Below are 19,989 nucleotides of genomic sequence, written 5' to 3' on the forward strand. Positions count from 1 at the left end.
GTTTGTAGAAAAATTTCAGAAGAAAGAAGGAAAGAAGAAAGTTCCTTTTTTGTTAATTCCTGACGAGAAGATTGAATATTTTATTTTAGTCTTCCAAGCTAATCTTCTTAGTTCTAATTTTTGAAATTAAAATCAAAATCACAGACAAAACCACAAAAGAGATTAAAACGAAAAATCCGTTTATAATTGCCGTTTGAAAACCTAATTTAGTTGCGTCTATAAAAGGATACGGATAAAATTCGGTTGCAATTCCGTGAAACAAAGTGTAAATGATGTAGATAATTGGATAAATCAGCCAAGACGAAATAACTTTAAAAGAGATCTTTTCTGGACTTACAAAAAACAACCAGAAAACCAAAAATAAAATGGGAACGACCGTATGAAAAATTTCGCTTACAATAAGATGATGCCCTTCTAAATGGAGAGTTGAGCGAAGAAGTAAATTAAAAACAATTCCGACAATCAATATATAAACTGTAATGGCCGTAATAGTAGTACACTTTCTGAAAAAAGCATTTGACTTACTTTTACCACCAAATAGCAACAAAGCAGTGCAAAGAAAAACGATCGTATTTGTTGTAATGGTAAAAAAACTGAAAAAACGAACTGCTGCACTGAAAAAAGTGAATTCAGGATTTTTTAGCAGCAAGTAAAACTGTACAGGCAAGGCGTATAATTCTAAGGCAAAAATAATACCCAGCAAAATCTCCCCTTTTATTTTTGTGGTATTTTCTTTTTCCATATTTCACTAAAAGTCAGATTACTAAAGTAAAACATTTTATTCAAAATAGCTACAAGACTCTTTTCTGTTTTTCACTTTCTATAATCGTTTTTTCAAGTCTTGAAAGCTGTGTTTTTTCTTGCTTGGCACTCATAATCCAATGAATCATCACTTTTTTATAAGAAGGGGCTTGCTTCTCAAAAAATTTCCAAGCAGTTGCATTGTTTTTAAACTGTTTCTCGTAAACATCTAACAAAGGAACAGGTTCTTTTTCGTGCGAATAAATCTTAGACTTCTTTTCTGTTCTAAAACCAAACGCTTTCAAACCAGCATCGGTCATTAATCCCGCTTTTGTCAAATCTTCTATCTTCTGAATATTAATCGCACTCCAAATGCTAGAAGGCTTTCTTGGAGTAAAACGAATTGTATAGCTTTCCGCATCAATAGATTTTCTGACACCATCAATCCAACCAAAACAAAGCGCTTGATCAACAGATTCTGACCAGCTTATAGAAAGCTTTTTACTCGTAACTTTATAAAAACCAACCAAAAGTTCTTTCTCTTTTTGATGGTTCCTCTCAAGCCATTTTCTAAATTCTAATTGATTTGCGAAGAAGATTGGTGTCATTTCTTTTAAATTATTTTATAAATATATCAATATTTTAAATGCTTAAAAGAAAAAATCCGCTTCTAGTTTGAAGCGGATTCTGATTGTTTATATTATTTCGCTCCTCTGGAGCTTTCTCTTATGTGAGAATCACTTTTCTATAAATATTTCGCTCTTCCAGAGCTAATATTGAAATCGAATAATTATCTAAAATAAAGCTTCGGAAAAGCTTAATATTTATAGAAATAATCAACGATTAGAGAATCAAAGCTCCAACGGAGCGACATATAAAATTAATTAACACTTATCTTAATCGATGAAACCGAAATTCCATTTCCTGCTGTCGCCTTCAACTTAATACTCTCTTTCTTTCCATTCGACTGAATAATCGCAATACATTTTCCATTAAACAACTTACAAGAATTGGCTTTAAAAGAATCTAAATTAGCCTGATAACCATTATCGACTCCAACTAATTTCCCTCCGCCAGTTACTTCAAAATTGACTAAATCCATTGCGTTTGGCACTAAATTCCCATCTTTATCAGTCATAGAAACTGTAACATAAACCAAATCGTAAGTATCGTTTTTGATTGCAGTTTTATCAGCTTGCAAGTCTAATTTTGAAGCTTCTCCTGCTGTGCGGATTTCTTTCTCTAATACTACTTTCCCGTTCTTTCTAGAAACCGCTTTTAATGTTCCAGGTTCAAATTTTACGTGCCAAGAGATATGAAGATCATCATTTTGTTTTGATTTCTTCCCTAGAGATTTTCCGTTTAAGAATAATTCTACTTCATCAGCATTATTATAATAGGCCCAAACTTCGACTTCTTGATCTTTTTTCCAATTCCAATGCGGTAAAATATGCAGAACCGTTTTATTCGACCATTCACTTTGATACATATAATACACATCTTTTGGAAGTCCGGCTAAATCAACGATTCCAAAATATGAACTTCTTGCAGGAAATGGATACGGATCTGGTTCTCCGATATAATCGAATCCTGTCCAGATAAAAGTTCCTGCCATGAAATCCTGACTTTTAATAGTTTTCCAGTTTTCTTCGTGCGTAGCTCCCCAATACGATTTTACCTGATCGTAAGCCGAAACCGTCCAATCTGCATTTCCGTCAAACGCAGCGCCGTATTTTGTTGGCCATGCTTTAATTCCATCAGGAAAATCATAATGACCGCGCGTTTCTAAAGCCGAAACACTTTCAGAGGCCAATATTTTCTGTCCTTTAAATTTAGTTGGAAAATCTTTATACTCTTCGTGTTTGTAATTGAATCCCAAAAGATCCAAAGCTCCTGACTGATAAATAAAGTTTTTCTCAATTACATTCTCTGTCAAAGCCGAAGTTACAGGTCGAGTTGCGTCTAAAGATTTAACAATCTTAGCCAATTCTCTTGTAATCGCAATTCCAGTCGAATCAAACTGTTCTCTGATTTCGTTACCAATACTCCACATCATAACCGATGGATGATTACGATCTCTTTTAATAAAATCTTCTAAATCTTGTTTGTGCCAAGCATCCCAATCTTTGTGGTAATCGTTGGTTACTTTTTTCTTTTTCCAAACGTCAAAAGCTTCATCCTGAACGATAAATCCCATTTCGTCGCACAATTGCATCATTTCCAACGAATGCGGATTATGAGACATTCTGATAGCGTTGGCTCCCATTTCTTTCATCAAAGTCAGTTTTCTTCTAACTGCATGAATATTTTCAACCGCACCCAAAGCACCATTATCGTGATGCAGACAAACGCCATAAATTTTGGTTGGAACACCATTTAAAGAAAATCCTTTTTCTGAATCAAAATTAAAAAATCTAAATCCAAGTGGCGTTTCATAATTATCGACTAGTACAGATTTCTCGTAAATTTTTGTGATTACTTTATACAAATACGGATTTTCAGTATTCCATAATTGTGGCTTTAGAACTTCAAGATTATGCACCTTCGTTTCAAATGTTTTAGCCCCAATTTTCTCTACAGAAATCTTATTTGCCACTTCTTTATTATTAACATCTAAAATAGAAGTAACAAATGTAAATTCTCTGGCAGTATCAAAATCATTATCAATTGTAACTTCCAAATGTACTTTTGATTTCACTGTTGAAACTTCAGGCGTAGTCACAAAAGTTCCCCACTTTCCTACGTGTAATTTTTCAGTTGTCACCAATCTCACATTTCTGTAAATTCCAGAACCTGTATACCATCTTGAGTTTGGCTGAGCATCGTTATCGACTTTAACGGCGATAGTATTGGTCTGTCCATAATTTAAATAAGGAGACAAATCATAACCAAAAGAGATATAACCATTTGGACGAATTCCTAATGATTTCCCATTTATAAAAACTTCGCTATTCTTAAAAACACCATCAAACTCAATTGAAATAGTTTTACTTTTCCAGCTTGCCGGAATAGTAAAGACTTTACGATACCATCCTTTTCCAGCGGGCAAAAATCCTTGTGCTTGCTTGGTTTTAGCATCTTTATCAAAAGCTCCTTCAATACTCCAATCATGTGGCAATTGAAGTGCTTTCCAATCTGATGCATTATAATTGGCATTAACTGCTTCTGGATAATCTCCTAATTTGAAGTTCCAATTTTTGTTGAAATCTTCCACAATTCTGGCTTGTTTTTGTGCAAAAACTGATACCGAAAACAATAAGGCAATTGTAATTTTTTGAAATATGTTTTTATGTTTAATCATAAATATGTTTTTTATTCTATCGTTTTTTTCTGTAGAGACGCACTGCAGTGCGTCTACGCTCCAATTGTCCATACTGTGTGTTAGACGCACTACTGTGCGTCTCTACAATAAAACCTTGGCGTCTTTGTGCCTTCGTGGCAAACTACCATTTACTGAAATTCGAAATTATCCAACATTAATCCCTTCAAATCATCACCTTCAAGCGTTATTTTATATGTACCTGCATTAATATAACCGCCAGAAGTCGTATTCAAAATCTTCCATTTTTCTGGTGAAGGGAAAAACTCAATCGTATCATTTCGCATTAAAATTCCGTAGGCATCTTCCATTTTGAATTTGACTTTTAATGGCGTTTCATTTCTATTCATAAAACGAAAACGAATTAAATAAATTCCGGCAACTCCAGGTTTTACTTCAAACTCAATGCTATTATTTGTCTTCTGAGTGAACTCAATATAATCAGCTTTTTTGAAATTTCCTTTTTCGATTCCTGTTCCCGTTGTTTTTGTCTTTTCGGCTTCTATAATTACAACAGGTCTCGAATCGTCTTTTTCGCCCATATCGTAAGTTGGAACAACTGCAATTGTAGAAATTGTTTCCGAATTATCAAAAAGAACTTTCTCGTCTTTCTTTATTTTTTTAGTGAAAACTTCAAATTCAGTTTGACTACTATTTTTAACTTTTTCCTCTAATTTTTTATACTCCGAAAATGACTTTAAATTAAAACTTTTATTATCAATAAAAAGATATAATTCTGAATCTTCTTTAGCAGTAAATGAACCTTTATTTTTAGAATTAGCTGAAAACTGTAAATAATCTGCTCCAAAAACCTCAGAAGGCAATTCGGTAAAAACAACATCAGAATCTGAATATTGTTTTGAATTAATATCCAGCCATGAAGCTACTTTGTTAGTTTTATCATAAGAATCTAAAACCAAATTCTGAATGTTTCTTGGAGATTCGGTTGCTGGTCTTGCATGAATATCTTTTGTCGCAATTGCAATTGCAGAAATAATCGCCTGCGAAGCTTTTACATTTGGAAATGAAATCACAATTTTTCCGTTTGTACTTTTTACTTTGAATGTTTTCTTCAAAGCGTTATCATGACCAGCTTCTGACCAAATATCAAAATCTTTTAAAACAACATTATCGTTGATGGCAACATCAAACAAACGCCAGCCTTTGCAATCCATTCCACCACCAGTTCCATACCAAGGTTCTGTGAAATATAATTCTATTAAATATTCGCCATCTGGAGCTGGAAATTCGTAACGCAATTTATCAACTCCATATCTAAAACTTTGAAATAATTCAGGATCTTTTGTTCCGTTTATTAGGTCAAAAGTTTTTCTTTGACTGGCAAAAAAGTCTGGAAGTTTTTCAAAATTATCTGTCCATGATAATGAACCCCAACTGTTTTGTCCATTTTTATGCGTATCAGTAAACCAAGTATTTCCCGCAGAATCTGTCAATTCAGAACCTCCACAATTTACTCTGTAAATATAATTATACCCTTTTTGGGCTTTTGTTATATCCGTTTTCTCAGACGTTAAAGCATCAAAACTTGGTGCTTTTGGAAAATTATTTAAAACGATATAATCTTTAGCAACCGCTTTTCCATTTACATAACCAACAGCATATAAAACATTGTACTGAATATTGACATCATTAAATTGAAAATGCTGTCCGATTCCTGGATTTTTTAGTTTTCCAAGTGAAGCTTTATTGACATCATTAAACAATTCTACTTCATCACAATTCGAATAAATATCGATTCCGTTTTTGATTCCCGGTTTTTCCCAACGGCTTGGCCAAGTATGCGAAACGATATACACCATCGGATTGGTTTTGTTCGAAACATAATTCGCGCGGTACATGTAAAATGCATCCAAAGGCTCGCCCCAAATGGTAAAAAGTCCTTTGTAATTTACTGGGCCAACTTTGTCAATGTCTCTAAAACCTTCTCCGTTCTGCACTCGTCCCGGATTTTCGTGAGAAGCAAAAAGCCAGTTAAACTGTCCAGCAATTTTATCTCTTACCGATTCGGCTTCTCTAACTTTAATTTCCATTAATTGAGAAAAACGGTTTTCGCTTAAAGTTCCTTTTTGGTCAAACTCACCTTCTGTATGCAAATCCGCTGAACGCCATGCGCCGTATTCTCCGTTTAGAAGCTGAGTTGTCATTTCCAGATGGTATTTTAACGGATCTCCGCCATAAGTTCCTGACCAGTTTTGAACGACATTCCAATCTGTTCCTTCTCCTCCGTTACAGGTTGTTACGATTCTTTGTGAGGCCGATAAAGGATCCATTTCACGGATAATCTGTGTGCATTCTTCTGCAAATTCCTTCGGAATCGTACTTTCGTTCTGCAATCCCCACATTACTACAGATGGACTGTTTCTGCGTTCCTTAATCCATTCGCGTAATAAGATTTTAAAGTTTTCCTTAAATTCAGGCGTATCATACCAAATATGTGCCGAAAACTGACTCCAAAACAGGATTCCGTTTTCGTCTAATTCTTTTTGATACAATAAATTATGAGGCTGATGCGCTTCTCTAAAAGCGTTAAATCCGCCTGCTTTTATCTGTTCGATTCTGGAATGAATCATTTCGTCTGAAAACGAATGACTTTTTCCAATCAAATGTTCGTATTCGCAAACGCCGTTTATAAAAACTGGTTCATCATTAATAAAAAAGCGATTGTCTTTTCCGTCACGGCTAACTGGCCAACTTACCCAACGAATTCCGTAAGGCGTTGTTAACTGATCGATTATTTTCCCGTTTTCGTAAACTGAAGTAACCAATTTATACAAATACGGATTGGATGGCGACCATAATTTCGGATTCTGAATCTCTGGAAGTGTCGTTGCTATTTCCTTTATTTCTCCCGAATTGATTTTGTTATCGCTTTTATTGATAGCAACTTTCTTTCCTGAAGTATCAAGAAGGATATTTTCGACAGTTAAATTTCGTTGTGAAGTGCCGTAATTCTTAATTTCTGTAGTGGTATGAAGAATCGCTTTTTGTTTAGAAACCGATTTGTCATTCCAAATATGAATGCCAAACGGCTGAATTCTTACATCGTTCGTAATTACCAAAGAAACTGGTCTAAAAATTCCCATTGGCTGAGAACCTTCAGAAAATCCCCATTCTCCTGAACAGCCACCGCAAACCCAAGGCAAATCGGCAATAAAAGAGGGATGCGCTGCTTTAACTACAATGATATTTTCTTTATCGAAAGAAACCGCTTTGGAAATGTCTAAGGTGAAAGTAGTTCTTCCGCCTTTGTGTTCGCCTACTTTTTTACCGTTTATCCAAACGGTTGCATAAGAACTTACACCTTCAAAATAGAGAAAATGCTGTTTTGAATTGTCTTTCTTATCGAGTTTTATTGTTTTTTTGTACCAGGCGGTACCATGTAAATTTCCATGTTTTGTTCTTCTGAAACCATAATACTGATCCCAATTGTGAGGCACACTAACCTTTTGCCAATTGGAATCAGTTTTTGGATTTTCTACAAAATCTTCTTCTTTCAGCGGAAGATTATCCAATATTATGGTTTCCCAAGACGAATTCAGCGAAATTTCTTTACGAAACTTCCCCGAATCTTTGCTCTGACTCCAAACAAAGCAAAGACTTGAAAAAAAACAAAAAATAAAAAAAACTATTCTATTCATATTTTCTTATTAAACCATATAAGTAATATAAGGTTATTAAAGTTTTTATTTTACTCAACTTTTTGTCATTTCGACATAAGGAGAAATCTTCACAAGTAACTCCGCATAGAAATGTCGCCAATCTTTGTAGAGTTTCTTGCGAAGATCCCTCGTTCCTCGGGATGACAAGATTGAGTTTATACTTTGCGAGCAAACCTGACGGGTTTTAAAAACCCGTCAGGTTTAACTTTGCCTATAATTTTAATAAAACAACCAGTCAATAGCTGCTTTTTCTCCTGCATCAATATATCCAACATCGCGTGGTGTTATGGTTTGATCTGCGTCGATGAAACCTAAAATCAATACTTTTCCTTTTCCTAAATCTAATTTATTTTCTCCAAGTTGGAAAGTATACGTATGAATGTTTACACGAGGCAAATCTTTTAAATTCATTGCACTTGCCAAAATCACTTCGGCTTGACCGTGCGCATTTCCTGCTGCATCTGTCTCTAAACTTGGCGGCAATAAAAATCTCTTCTGATCTGAATTGAAATACCCGACAACTAATTTAACCGCTTTTGTATTTCTAAACTTCAAATGTGTTCCTTTTTCGTTTTGATCGTTTTCTACAAACGAGAATCCTCTTAGGTTTTGAAGTTCTGGAGCAATTTTAGTCAATTCAGAAATATCTGTTCCGTACGCTTTTGTGCCTACTTTAACTAGATAAGTTCCTGGTTTTTCATCTATAAAAGTTACATCAGCGGTTTTCCATGGTTTACCTTCTTTTGTCTCTATTTTACCATCTTTTGAAGATTTTAGCTTCTCTAGATTTCTTTTAAAATTAGCCAATTCACGTTCGTAATGCGGCAACAATTCTGCCCAAGTTTTATTGTTTCCATCGTCTCCTCCAATCGGGATTCGGCGTTGAGCAGTCTGCATACTATTGGCATAGTAATACGTATCTTTTGTCAGTTTTACCAATAATTCATAATACTCAATGCTCTTTTCTAAATGAGGCAAAGCTTTATCTAAATCGGTAATATCATTCGAATAACTGTATCTTAAAACCAATAAAGCTGCTTTTACTTTTTCTGAAAAGAAATCGGCGAAAGCCTTATAAGCATGAATATCATTTTTAAGACGTTCAAATTCTTCTTTATCTTTGGTTACACTTGCTTCTGCTTTGTCTATTGCTTCAACGGCCAATCTTCCGTGTTCTGTAATTTCAGCAATAATCTGTGTTGGAAGTTCGCCCGAATGTGGTTCTTTGTTCCATTCTTTTTTAGCATATTCTAAAAGCAATTCGCCCGCTGGTCCGCATGATTCGTGGAATCCTGGATATACTCTCCATTTTGACGGATTGACCAACTGACTTTCGAACATTCCTAACAATAAAGTCTGACGGTTTCCTTCTGTAATTCCGAAACGTCTTAATGTTTTTGGGGCAATTTCTCCCGTTTCTTCGTAAGCTTTTAAAATGTTATTTGCTGCTTCTTGAGTAGTTCCGAATTTTGCAGCTAAATCATTATCCCAAAATTTAACTTCTTCATTTCTATCTCTTTTGCTATCCCAAGCGTATCTTGCCCAAGCCTTGTACCAAATCCAGTCGCGATCCATTTCTAATAAACGTTCTCCTGATTTTGTTTTATCTGCCGAGTAAGGCCAATCCCAATAAGATGCCTGCGGATATAAATGCAGTGCATTTGCGCCATGAACACTATGCATCGCTTTTACGGTTTTCTGAATAAAATCTGGCGAACCATATCTAAAAGGTTCTAAGTTTGCCAAAATATGAACGTTTTCAATATGAATTGATTTAAGAGCACTCAATTGTTTGTGCGTTTCTCCCCAAGGCCCGCCCGGCGTGTAAGTCGTTAAAGATTCTCCTGTATATTTACTTTCTGTATAAAGGTTTTTGTATAATGGAAGTGATTTTTCCATTACCAAAGGTCCATCAGTATCATGAGAACGCAAAATAATCGGCGGTTCTTCTGTTTTTCCTAATGCCTGTAAACCATCGCGAACCCCTGGAATAATAGTTTTGGTAAACCATTCTACGTCATCATCAACGGTATTGATTGCTTCTCCAAGACAAACCATTAATCCAACATTTGGATATTTTTCAATGAATGCTGCGATAGATTTTCTAGTATAATCAGACAATAAAGGCGTAATAGGTCTTGAACGATCTTGTGTTTTAATGTTGTAATGCTCTGCAAAAGGCTTAGAAACAATAATATTATAAAACATCTGAATTACCCAGATTCCACGTTTATTGGCTTCAACTGTTAAGAATTTATAGATTTCCTCATTCTTTTTGAAATCTTCATCGCTGACTTCAACTGCAAACGGATAATCTTTTAATTTTACTAAAGAGGCAAAAGGGTGTCCGTTCCATAAATACAAAGAGTTCATACGATTTTCTACCAGCATATCTAAGTATTTCACCCATAAAGCTTTATCATAAAACCAAGGAAAAGTTTCTGGTGTATATGGATATTCGTAAACATCACGACCTGGAAGATAAACAGGCTTCTGCATTCCGATGCAAGCGCCTCTCAAAACCATTTCTGGACTGTCGTCAATATTGATTTCTGAAGGAAGTTTTCCTGAAGCTTTAATTTTATCTGTTAATTCTAAAGCACCATACAAAGCACCGCTTGCATCTGTTCCTTCAATATAAATTACATTATTTTGAGTACGAATCTGAAAACCTTCTTTCTTAGTTAATTTGCTATCGTCGATTTTAGCGCTTTTAGCGTTTTTCTTCCAGAAATCGGTTCCTTTTTCTCCAATTACAATTACTTTATCTTTTGATTTTTTGAATTTATCAGAAGAAGCTACACTGAATCCTTTTGCTGAAAGTGTTTCTGATAATTTCTCTGCTCCAAATTTTGCTCTTGCCGAACTCGGATCACTAACTACTGTGATGTTCTGCGCTGTCGCGAAAGAGACGTAAAGACATAAAAAAAGTAATTGTAAATATTTCATAGTATGCTGTTTTTGGGTATTCATTCTAAAAATAATCTGCTAAATCTGCCCGATCTGAGTGAAAAATATCTCTCGCAGATTTAGCAAATTCGGCAGATTTATAGTGAAAAATTGTGTTGTTTAACGATTACATATTGATCACTGTTTATTGTTTAATTCTGGAAAATCTTCTTCAAATAAGCCACATTTGCTCCATAATTGGCTTTTACATTATGCACTTGTGTGACGTCGCGAGAACGCTCTACAATTAGCCATCCGCTCCATTTCATTTCGTCCAAAGTTTGCTTGATTTTTGGCATGTCAATCGCTTTATCATTTTCTAACCAAAACTGATCGGTGTTGGAAGCGTGAATTTGTGCTACATATTTCTTTCCTAATATTTTCAATTCTGATGAAATATCTCTTTTATTATCTAGAGCATTTGCAAAATTGAAAGAACTTTTAATGTATTTTGAACCGACTTCGTCTAAAAGTTTCTTCTCCTCTGTCGCGTCTAAAGAGGTTTCAATCGCAATTACACCGCCTATTTTCCCTACTTCTTTTCCTGCCCATTGCAGTCTTTTGATCACTTCTGGACGTAATTCAGGATTCTTAACTAAATCGGTTTGTGTTCCTAACGGAAGATAAGCCACTTTTACCTTCATGTTTTTCATAGCCTCAATGCAATCCGTAATCATTGGTGTGATTTCTCTTGTCGCAAAAGACTGTGCATAAAATCCAGACATCGCAATTGAGCTTATTCCAACTCCTGTTTCTTTCGATTTATCTAAGAATTTTTGTCTTTCGACAGGATCTCCCAGTTTACTATCAAAAGTTGGTCTATTTCCTAAACCTCCCATATCGAGTTCTATTCCGTCAGCTTTTATTTCAGCAGCTAAACCAAAAGCGCCTAATTTTTGTCTTTTTAAAATCATCCAGTCACAAACGGCAACTTTGTATTTTTGCTTTTTATTAGAAGACTGAGCCGTTGCACAGCTATTAAATGTTGTTGATAGAACAACAAGTAGTGCAACAATTAAATTTCTTTTAGATTTCATACTTATATATTTTTTGCCACAGATTATAAAGATTAAATGGATTAAAAAAATCTGTTCAATCTGCTAAATCTGCGGGAATTTTTTTTACCCTCGCAGATTGAGCAGATTTTAGAGATTACCTAGAATAAAAAATTATTTTAATCCTTTTAATCTGTGGCTTTATATTTTTTTCGCCACGAATTCCACGAATTACTATTTTTTAAAAATTTGTGGAAATTAGTGAAATTCGTGGCGAATTTTATTTTACTCTTCTTCCGCTTTTACCGCTGTAACTACTTTTCCTTCTTCACCTGGCCAGATTCCGTTTTTAATTGGAAGTGCAACCAATTTACTTGGATCGATTTTTACATATTTCAGTTTTTCTCTTCTCCAAGTGTAAACAATATGCACCATTCCGTCTGAACTTTGAATAATTGAAGGATAAGAATATTGGCTGATTTTTGAATCTTCTAAAACTAAAGCAGCATTCCAATTAATTCCGTCTTTAGAAACAGAAACGTTCAAAGGCGTTCTTGGCCCTTTGGCTTCTTTTCCTGGAGGAAGTACGTGATTATAGACTAACAAATGTCTGCCGTCTTTAAGTGTTACAGCATCAGTTCCTGAGTTGTTATTTGGAAGTCCGATTAGCTCAACATCCGACCAAGTTTTTCCGTTGTCTTTTGAGAATGTACTGAAAATCGCTCTGTTTCTAGTTCTTCCAATAGCCTGAATACTTCCATCTTTATGAAACAAAATACTTGGCTGAATTGCATTTATTTTTTGTTTTCCTCTTGGAAGCGTATCTCCCATTACCCAAGTTTTTCCGAAATCTGGAGTAGATTCCATACGAAGTCTCCAACCGTCGCCTTCGATACTTGACGGACATAATAATGTTCCGTTGCTTAATAAAACTGGTTTGTTTTTGATTGGCCCTAAGAAACCGTCTGGCATTTTTTGAGCCTCAGACCACGTTTTTCCACCATCAGATGAAGTTCTGATTACGCCCCACCATTCTGATGGTTTTGGTCCTATTTTGTAGAATAACATTAAATCGCCTCCCGGAATTTGATATAAAACTGGATTCCAAGTCGGCAATCTTGGGCCTTCTTTCATCACACCATCAGCAACTTTTAAACCTTCTCCCCATTTATCACTTCCTTTTGGTTTAATGGCCACATAAATACAAACATCTGGGTGTCTTTCGTGAGTTCCTCCAAACCATGAGGCAACTAAATCACCATTTGTAGCTTCAACAATTGTAACAGCGTGGCAAGACGGATAAGGTGCTTTATCATAAATAAATTCATCTACTAAAATACCTTCTTTCCAAGTCTTTTTCTCTAAAGCAGATTTACAACTTCCTAAAAGGAAAAGTCCAAACAAGACAAATGCTAATTTTGCTAACTTCATTCTTAATTAAATTATGAATTATTTTTTCTGACTATAAATACATACCTAACATTTTTTTAGGTAAAAATATTTATTAAGTGTAAAAATAACACTAAAAAATTAACAATGTATCCTGTACTGTCCCGAATTATTAAAAATGTAAATTATTTAACGCTAATTACAAAATTTCCTGACGAAAACGTAATATCCGTAATCACATTTATTTTTTTATTGTATCAAAGTAATATTTCTAAGCGTTCATTTTTTGAGAAAAAAATATTATTTCTTCCTAGGCAAAGTCTTTTTCTCGTCTGCAGGAGGCAAAAAATTATCATTTGTCACTACACTTTTACCCGTTTGCTGTTCCAGTTCAACTCGTGCATTTTTTGCCACTGCTCCACCCTTTTTGCTTGCCACCGCATTTTCGATTAATCCTTTTGCTTCATCATTTTCAGCTATTTGTCTTGTTGAAAGTTCAGCCAGTGCAGTAAAAATAAGTTCAGCCTCGCTCATGTGGTCTCTAAGATTTTGCGACTTTAAGCCTTTTGCTTCTTTATGTTCTTTCACTGAAAGACCAGTCCATTCCTGATGAATAATATTAGTTAGAATTGCAAATTCATTTTTCTCTTCAATACCCGCTTCTTTCCAATAATCAGTTAGTTTATTTCGGGTTTCCTGTCCCATCATGCGTTGCTGAATCCACTTTTCGCTTCTTCCATGTTGTTTCCAGTTTTCTCTCGCCCGATCAATGCTTTGCACCGGATCTTGAATTTCCTGAATACGTTCATAACCAACTTTTGCTAGCCATTGTTTAAACGGTTCAGCTTTAGGAGATGGAATGGATTGTACTATTCTAAAAATATTCTCAACGTTGCCTGCCAATGTTTTACGCTTTTTCCCATTAGTCAGCATTGTTACCTGGGGACAATTTGTCCCTATGTAACTTCCAAGTTCAACATCTCTCTTTCTAATTTTTTTTAAATAATCTGTCGGGTTTTTAGAATCCGTTAATGCCTCAACAATATCCACTATAGAAAAATACCAAATTTCATTATCGATATCGTAATGACTTCGTACTTTTTTATCTTCAAAAACTTTAATGGCATCCATAAATCACTTTTTACAATACTTCACAATAGTACGAAAAAACTTCTTTATTTCACACTCAAAACATAGGAACCCGACGGTAATGTTACAATAGTATTATTATCCGTTTTAATAGAAGTAGAAAACTGAGTTAACTTTTGCTTATTCACTATTATTGCTGAAACATTCGTTGTTGGTAGATACACTAACGCAGAAGCATTTGCAGGAATCGTAATATTCCAAACCAAAGCTTTTTTATCTTTTTTCCAATCGCTTTTAATTGTTCCATAAATCGATTCATATGAAGCATTTACATAAGTCAATCCAGCATTAAAATCTGGTTTCATAATAATTTGTTTGAAACCCGGAGTTTCAGGATTGCTCTTGATTCCCGCCATATTTTCGTAATACCAAATCAGTAAATCGCCTAAAAGCATGACGTGGTTTTGCGAATTCATTGCTGGATCGGCAGTATTTCCGTTCCAAAGCTCCCAAATGGTTGTTGCGCCATTTTCGACCATATAACCCCAACTTGGATAGGTTTTGTTTGAGGCCAATTTGAAAGCCAAATCGCCACGACCAAAATTGGTTAATGTTCGCATCAAAAACTGTGTTCCGATAACTCCCGTACTTACATGACCGTTTTTAGTCACTTCTACTTCGTGTACAAGATTTTCGAAAACTTTTTGCTGCAATTCTTCTGGAACCATCCCGAAAGTCAAAGGCAGTAAATTGGCTGTTACGGTATTATTGGCATAATTGTTTTTGGCAGCATTAAAATATTTAGCGTTGAATGCTTTTTTTATTCTTGAAGCTAATTCATCATAATGTTTAATATCATTTTCAGCATTGGCGATTACAGCAAACTTTTTCATGATATTTAGAAGCTGATAATAAAAAGCACTCGAAATCAATTCGCCATCCGTTAAACGAGAAGGATCTTTGGAACGAATTAATTCTAACGATTCTGGCGGAACGCACCAGTCGCCATATTTGTCTTTGGTCATGATATCATCGACCAAATAGTTTTCTTCCATATAATCCATCCATTTTTTCATCGACGGATATTGTTTTTCAACAACTCTCTTATCGCCAAACTGCTGATACAGCATATCGGCAACGGTAATATACGTTCCCGGCCAAGTTACATTATCGCCATAGTAACGCCAGAAAGCTGGTGCAACATCTGGAATTCCGCCATCAATAGTTTGTGAATTTTTAATATCATCTAACCATTTTGCATATAAAGTCTGATTATCAAATAAGAAACTTTCACCGTAAGCCCCCGTTGTTCTGTCTCCTAACCAAGGCTGACGCTCATTTCGTTGCGGACAATCGATTGGCATTCCTTTATAATTCCCGCTGATTCCCCACCAAGCATTCTTAAAAATCTGATTCATAATTGGGTTTGAAGAATCAAAAGTTCCTGTTGTGGCAATATCATCATAAACGACTTTTCCAACAAAATTTTCTAAAGTCGGTTTTGTTTTGAAACCCGAAATCTCAACAAATCTGAAACCGTGAAAAATAAAACGTGGTTCCCAAATTTCTTCACCTTCGCCTTTTAAAGTATAAATATCAGTTGTTTTGGCATCACGTAAATTCGCAATATATAACGAACCATCTGGCTGTAAAGATTCAGCAAATTTCATAGTGATTTTGTCGCCAGCGTTTCCTTTTACTTTCAATTGCAACCAACCCACCATATTTTGCCCCATATCTAAGATATAAGTTCCTTTTGATGTCTGTTTGATCGAAATCGGTTTTACTTCACGTTTCACCTTCATATTCGCCGACATCTGTCCCTCGTAGAATCCGCCCGGTTCTTGAACATATTCCGCAGAAAGCCATTTTTTATCATTAAAATTAATGGTATTCCAGCCTTTCATTTCTTTACGGGCATCATATTCTTCACCGTCGTATTCGTTGTTGGATAAAATCGGACCGTCAGTTGTAATTTTCCAAGTATCATCTGTCCTGATTACCTCTTTGCTTCCGTCTGTATATTCTACAAACAACTGTAAAGCCATTTTCGGATACCCAAAAGTTTTGATTTTATAAGGTTTATAATCTTGACGCATCGTAAAAAAACGTCCGTTTCCTAAAATCGTTCCCAATGCATTTTTACCTTCTTGCAATTGTGAAGTCACATCAAAAACATTGTATTTCACGTTCTTCGTATAATCCGTAGGAACGGGCGCTAAAACCTGATCTCCAATTTTATTTCCGTTAATGTATAGCTCGTACAAGCCCATTCCCATGATATAAACTTTGGCACTTTTGACTTTCTTTTTCAGATCAATTTCTTTTCTTAAATATCTCGCTGATAATCTGGAATATTGCGAAATACTATCTCCAGAAGAAGTTTTTTCATACCCAATCCAACGAGTCGATTTCCAATCTGCATACGTTAAAATTCCGATGCTGAAATGTGCATTTTCTTTCGATTGAACTTCGCCTTTATTTGTAAAAATCGTTACTTTCCAATAAACATCTTGTCGATCTTTTAGCTTTTTTCCGTTATAAATTACATTTACCGATTCATCGCTTTGCACTTTTCCGCTATCCCACAAATCTCCATTTCCTGCATTTAGTTTTTCTAAAGATGAAGAAGCTAAAATTTGATAATGAATTTGTTTTACATCATTTACCTCCGCTTTTATTTTCCAGCTTAGTCTTGGCTGTAAAACGTCAATTCCTTCAGGATTGGTCAGCATTTCGCATTTTAAATCACTTACACTGATTTTGGTTTGGGCTTTCGCCGAAACTGTGAAAAGTGAAATGATTAAGGTAAGATGTAAAAAAAACTTTTTCATGGTATTGTTTAAATAAAGTCAAGTCCCAGAGGGACAATATATTTATAGATTATATAATAGTTAGTTTGATAAGCCCCAGCGAGCTGACATAATTTTCTATAGATATCGCTCCGCTGGAGCTTTTTATCATTTGGATCTTTATTTCGCTATAAATATTAAGCTTCTCCGAAGCTCACAACTAGATTGTTAAGAATTTATAAATCGTCTTAATTTATCCAATGTGCTTAAACTCTCAAACGCTATTTTATTCCTTTCTAATAACTTACTTGTTTCCCAGCGTATTTTCCACTCCGGATCTTTCAGCTTTTGTCTCAGCTTCGATACAATGGTTGGATTAGCCTTTAAAACTTGTTCATCAATCCAATCAGGAAGAAATTCCAAAGCATTCAAACGAGTTTCAAATTCTTTATGATCTAAACCTTTAAGCAATATTTCTCTAACTCTTTCCGCACCATAAGAATCTATTGTTTCGACTATAATCTCATTAATAACAGAAGAAAGCTCTTTAACATTATTTTGATCTAATCCTATTTGGTAAACCCTTCTGAATTCATCTGAAAGAAAATCTGCCCATTTATCAAGATCTTCATCCTCACTCAATGCATAGTAGACAAATCTAACTTTATCGGGCTGTGTATAAAGATTGTTTTCACAAAAACGCTTTACTGGCTCTAGATTTTTTACCGCCAATTTTTGAATGTCTTTTATCGCTTCTTCTGAATCCTCATGTTCAAGATCGTAATATTGCTCTAAAGTGATGATCTGGTCAAAATCATGTATAGGTTGATAAACTATTTTATTTTCGCTCATATTGCTTGGTGTAAACTTTGGAGTATATTTTTTTAGAAGTTCTTTAATTTCATTCTCAGATACATCGTAATCATCTATTTTTATTTCGATCGTTTTCTGCTTATGAACAAAAGTGAGATAAAACTCCTTGTATGACAAATTGTACTTTGCTGTGTGTTCTGTTTTGACAATAACTCTTGGAAATACAATATCTTTCCATTCATAAAAAATCTCATTAAGTTCTAATCCTTCTTGCGAGAATATTATTTTTTTATGAAAATTAAAGAGCGTCATTACCGCTTTTTTTCCATAAACGATGATAAACAAGACAGCGACAATTGGTAATATTAAATTGCTAAATTTAAATGTAAATTTTTCAACATTTATAAGTGATAAAAAGTAAATCCCTAAAACCACAAATACCATATTCCATACAATATGAAATACACCACCTTTGATTGAATAATTTAATACTGTTTTCTCCAAATTTTATTCTAAACTAAATCAACTTTATCTGCTAAACCCGACAGGTTTTAAAAACCTGTCGGGTTTAAAATTATTCAGAAACTAACTTCTCCAATTTCTCAGAAACCGCAATTTCCTTTCCGTTTTTAAAGATTCTAAAACCTTTTCCTTTTTTATATTTTTCTCCTGTTTTATCCCAAAGAATGGTAATAATATTGCCGTGATACAGAACATTATCCAAACAAAACCAATCCCATTTCTCTTGCGGAATCAACGGATTTACTTCAATCTTTTCATCAGCTCTTGGGCGTAAACCAACCAAACCAGTAATCACTAAATCGTTAAAAGTCGAGTGATTATAATAACGGCTTCGTTCTCTGTCGCCCATTAACCAATAACCAGTTGTTTCGTCCAAATACTCGCCAAGATAAGGTTTTCCCCTATAATATTGCGACTGAACATACAATTCCATCTGTTTGAAATAATCAGGTTTGGCTACAAAATTCTGATTGTAATTATTCAAAACATTCGCTAAAGCCGTTAAAGTCTGTGAACTTGCAAAAGGCCAAATTGCACCATCCCATTCGCAGGTTCCTGTTCCATGTGTTCTAAAACGCGGACTTCTTCTTTCTGCTGTTGTTAAACCGAATGGTGCCGAAAATCCTTTTTCATCCTTAATCTGTTCCCAAGCTTTTTCAAAACCTTTATTTTGCTCTGGAAGATTAAAATACCACGGAATAAATCCGATTGCTTCTCGAACTTGTGCTAAAGTATCTTTTTCTGTCAAGGTTTCAAAAAACTCACTTTTCTTGTTCCATAATTTCGTTTCTACTAATTGCTGTAAAACGTCAGCTTTCGCTTTAAATTTGTTTTCTGTTTCCTTATCTCCTTTCATTTCAGCCATTTTAGAAATCGCTACAGCATTTCCGTACATATAACTGTTAATCGTTGGTCTTGCATTTTGCACTTTTCGTCCGCCACTTAAGGATTCTTCCATTCCATCTTTCACATCATGCTGCCAAAATAATCCATCTTTACGCTGGCGGTCTTTTTCCCAAACTGCATAATCTGTAACCATGTCTGGGTACAAATCCAATAAGAATTTTTCATCCTTATTTACCAAATAACGATTGTACAAAGCATCGGCTGTCCAACTGCTAAATTTATACAATTTGTTCATTGGTTTTCCATCATTTCCTCGGTACCAAAGTTTCACATCCTGCTCAATGTATTTCGGATCATGAACCCATCTAAATTCGTTGATATGATGCCCCAAAGCACAACTAATCATATTGTATTTATCGGCATACGAACGATCTACCAAAAACTCTGTAATCGCAAACCCTTGTGGAGTATTTTTGATGTGCTTACGAACGCTCCACCATCTGAAATAATAAATTTCCTCAAAATTCTGCTGCGGACATTCAAACAACGGAATATTCTTTTCCATCCACGCCCAAGCGCTGTCATTCGGAATCGCAAACTTTAAGTTTTCATCTTCCATTGTGTTGAAATAATCCACATAATGTTTGAAGTTTTCTTCTTTTAAGATAACCGATTTTCCTTTTTGTGAATGATCCACACTCGATTTGCAGCTGCTGTTTATACAAGCAACGACAACTGAAAGCGTAATTATTTTATGTTTGAAATGTTGTAACATATTCTGTTTTTATTTAATTCTTTTTACTCAATCTTGTCATTTCGACGAAGGAGAAATCTTCGCAAGTAACTCCGCAAAT

At 34.8% G+C, this 19,989-nt stretch carries 11 protein-coding genes; all 11 read right to left on the reverse strand.

All coding sequences use genetic code 11. The annotated features are described in order from the left end of the window. Window positions 1-85: 85 nt before the first annotated feature. Complete coding sequence (locus OZP10_RS00075) at window positions 86-742, reverse strand: Pr6Pr family membrane protein (protein ID WP_281632933.1); 657 nt, start codon at window positions 740-742, stop codon at window positions 86-88. A 49-nt stretch (window positions 743-791) separates the two neighbouring features. Continuing rightward, window positions 792-1,349 (reverse strand): YdeI/OmpD-associated family protein, encoded by a 558-nt coding sequence (locus tag OZP10_RS00080; protein ID WP_281632934.1) that lies wholly within the window; start codon window positions 1,347-1,349, stop codon window positions 792-794. Between the two features lie 272 nt (window positions 1,350-1,621). Continuing rightward, window positions 1,622-4,042, reverse strand: coding sequence for a glycoside hydrolase family 2 TIM barrel-domain containing protein (locus OZP10_RS00085; RefSeq protein ID WP_281632935.1), 2,421 nt, complete (start codon window positions 4,040-4,042; stop codon window positions 1,622-1,624). Between the two features lie 149 nt (window positions 4,043-4,191). Further along, window positions 4,192-7,719: a malectin domain-containing carbohydrate-binding protein gene (locus OZP10_RS00090; protein WP_281632936.1), complete on the reverse strand. Its 3,528-nt coding sequence runs from the start codon at window positions 7,717-7,719 to the stop codon at window positions 4,192-4,194. Window positions 7,720-7,959: 240 nt separating this feature from the next. After that, window positions 7,960-10,689, reverse strand: a complete 2,730-nt coding sequence (locus OZP10_RS00095) for an alpha-d-galacturonidase (protein ID WP_281632937.1) — start codon at window positions 10,687-10,689, stop codon at window positions 7,960-7,962. Window positions 10,690-10,841: 152 nt separating this feature from the next. Further along, on the reverse strand, window positions 10,842-11,726 hold the full coding sequence (locus tag OZP10_RS00100) for a sugar phosphate isomerase/epimerase family protein (protein WP_281632938.1): 885 nt from the start codon (window positions 11,724-11,726) through the stop codon (window positions 10,842-10,844). Window positions 11,727-11,969: 243 nt separating this feature from the next. Then, a complete protein-coding gene (locus OZP10_RS00105; protein WP_281632939.1) occupies window positions 11,970-13,115 on the reverse strand; it encodes a sialidase family protein in 1,146 nt (381 codons plus the stop codon). A 258-nt stretch (window positions 13,116-13,373) separates the two neighbouring features. Further along, window positions 13,374-14,204, reverse strand: a complete 831-nt coding sequence (locus OZP10_RS00110) for a BRO family protein (RefSeq protein WP_281632940.1) — start codon at window positions 14,202-14,204, stop codon at window positions 13,374-13,376. A gap of 44 nt (window positions 14,205-14,248) precedes the next feature. Continuing rightward, window positions 14,249-16,996 carry a glycoside hydrolase family 78 protein gene (locus OZP10_RS00115; protein ID WP_281632941.1) on the reverse strand — a complete coding sequence of 916 codons (2,748 nt, stop codon included), beginning with the start codon at window positions 16,994-16,996 and terminating at the stop codon, window positions 14,249-14,251. Between the two features lie 186 nt (window positions 16,997-17,182). Beyond that, the gene (locus OZP10_RS00120; protein WP_281632942.1) at window positions 17,183-18,271 is read right to left on the reverse strand and encodes a HEAT repeat domain-containing protein; all 1,089 of its coding nucleotides are present in this window, start codon (window positions 18,269-18,271) and stop codon (window positions 17,183-17,185) included. A 70-nt stretch (window positions 18,272-18,341) separates the two neighbouring features. Continuing rightward, window positions 18,342-19,910: an MGH1-like glycoside hydrolase domain-containing protein gene (locus OZP10_RS00125; RefSeq protein WP_281632943.1), complete on the reverse strand. Its 1,569-nt coding sequence runs from the start codon at window positions 19,908-19,910 to the stop codon at window positions 18,342-18,344. Window positions 19,911-19,989: the final 79 nt, after the last annotated feature.

The sequence above is a fragment of the Flavobacterium luteolum genome, from assembly GCF_027111275.1.
Taxonomy (GTDB): domain Bacteria; phylum Bacteroidota; class Bacteroidia; order Flavobacteriales; family Flavobacteriaceae; genus Flavobacterium; species Flavobacterium luteolum.

Bases quoted from the DNA above. Each gene is read 5' to 3' on its own strand.
- OZP10_RS00075 (WP_281632933.1), bottom strand. From the start codon at position 742: ATGGAAAAAGAAAATACCACAAAAATAAAAGGGGAGATTTTGCTGGGT.
- OZP10_RS00080 (WP_281632934.1), bottom strand. From the start codon at position 1,349: ATGACACCAATCTTCTTCGCAAATCAATTAGAATTTAGAAAATGGCTT.
- OZP10_RS00085 (WP_281632935.1), bottom strand. From the start codon at position 4,042: ATGATTAAACATAAAAACATATTTCAAAAAATTACAATTGCCTTATTG.
- OZP10_RS00090 (WP_281632936.1), bottom strand. From the start codon at position 7,719: ATGAATAGAATAGTTTTTTTTATTTTTTGTTTTTTTTCAAGTCTTTGC.
- OZP10_RS00095 (WP_281632937.1), bottom strand. From the start codon at position 10,689: ATGAAATATTTACAATTACTTTTTTTATGTCTTTACGTCTCTTTCGCG.
- OZP10_RS00100 (WP_281632938.1), bottom strand. From the start codon at position 11,726: ATGAAATCTAAAAGAAATTTAATTGTTGCACTACTTGTTGTTCTATCA.
- OZP10_RS00105 (WP_281632939.1), bottom strand. From the start codon at position 13,115: ATGAAGTTAGCAAAATTAGCATTTGTCTTGTTTGGACTTTTCCTTTTA.
- OZP10_RS00110 (WP_281632940.1), bottom strand. From the start codon at position 14,204: ATGGATGCCATTAAAGTTTTTGAAGATAAAAAAGTACGAAGTCATTAC.
- OZP10_RS00115 (WP_281632941.1), bottom strand. From the start codon at position 16,996: ATGAAAAAGTTTTTTTTACATCTTACCTTAATCATTTCACTTTTCACA.
- OZP10_RS00125 (WP_281632943.1), bottom strand. From the start codon at position 19,910: ATGTTACAACATTTCAAACATAAAATAATTACGCTTTCAGTTGTCGTT.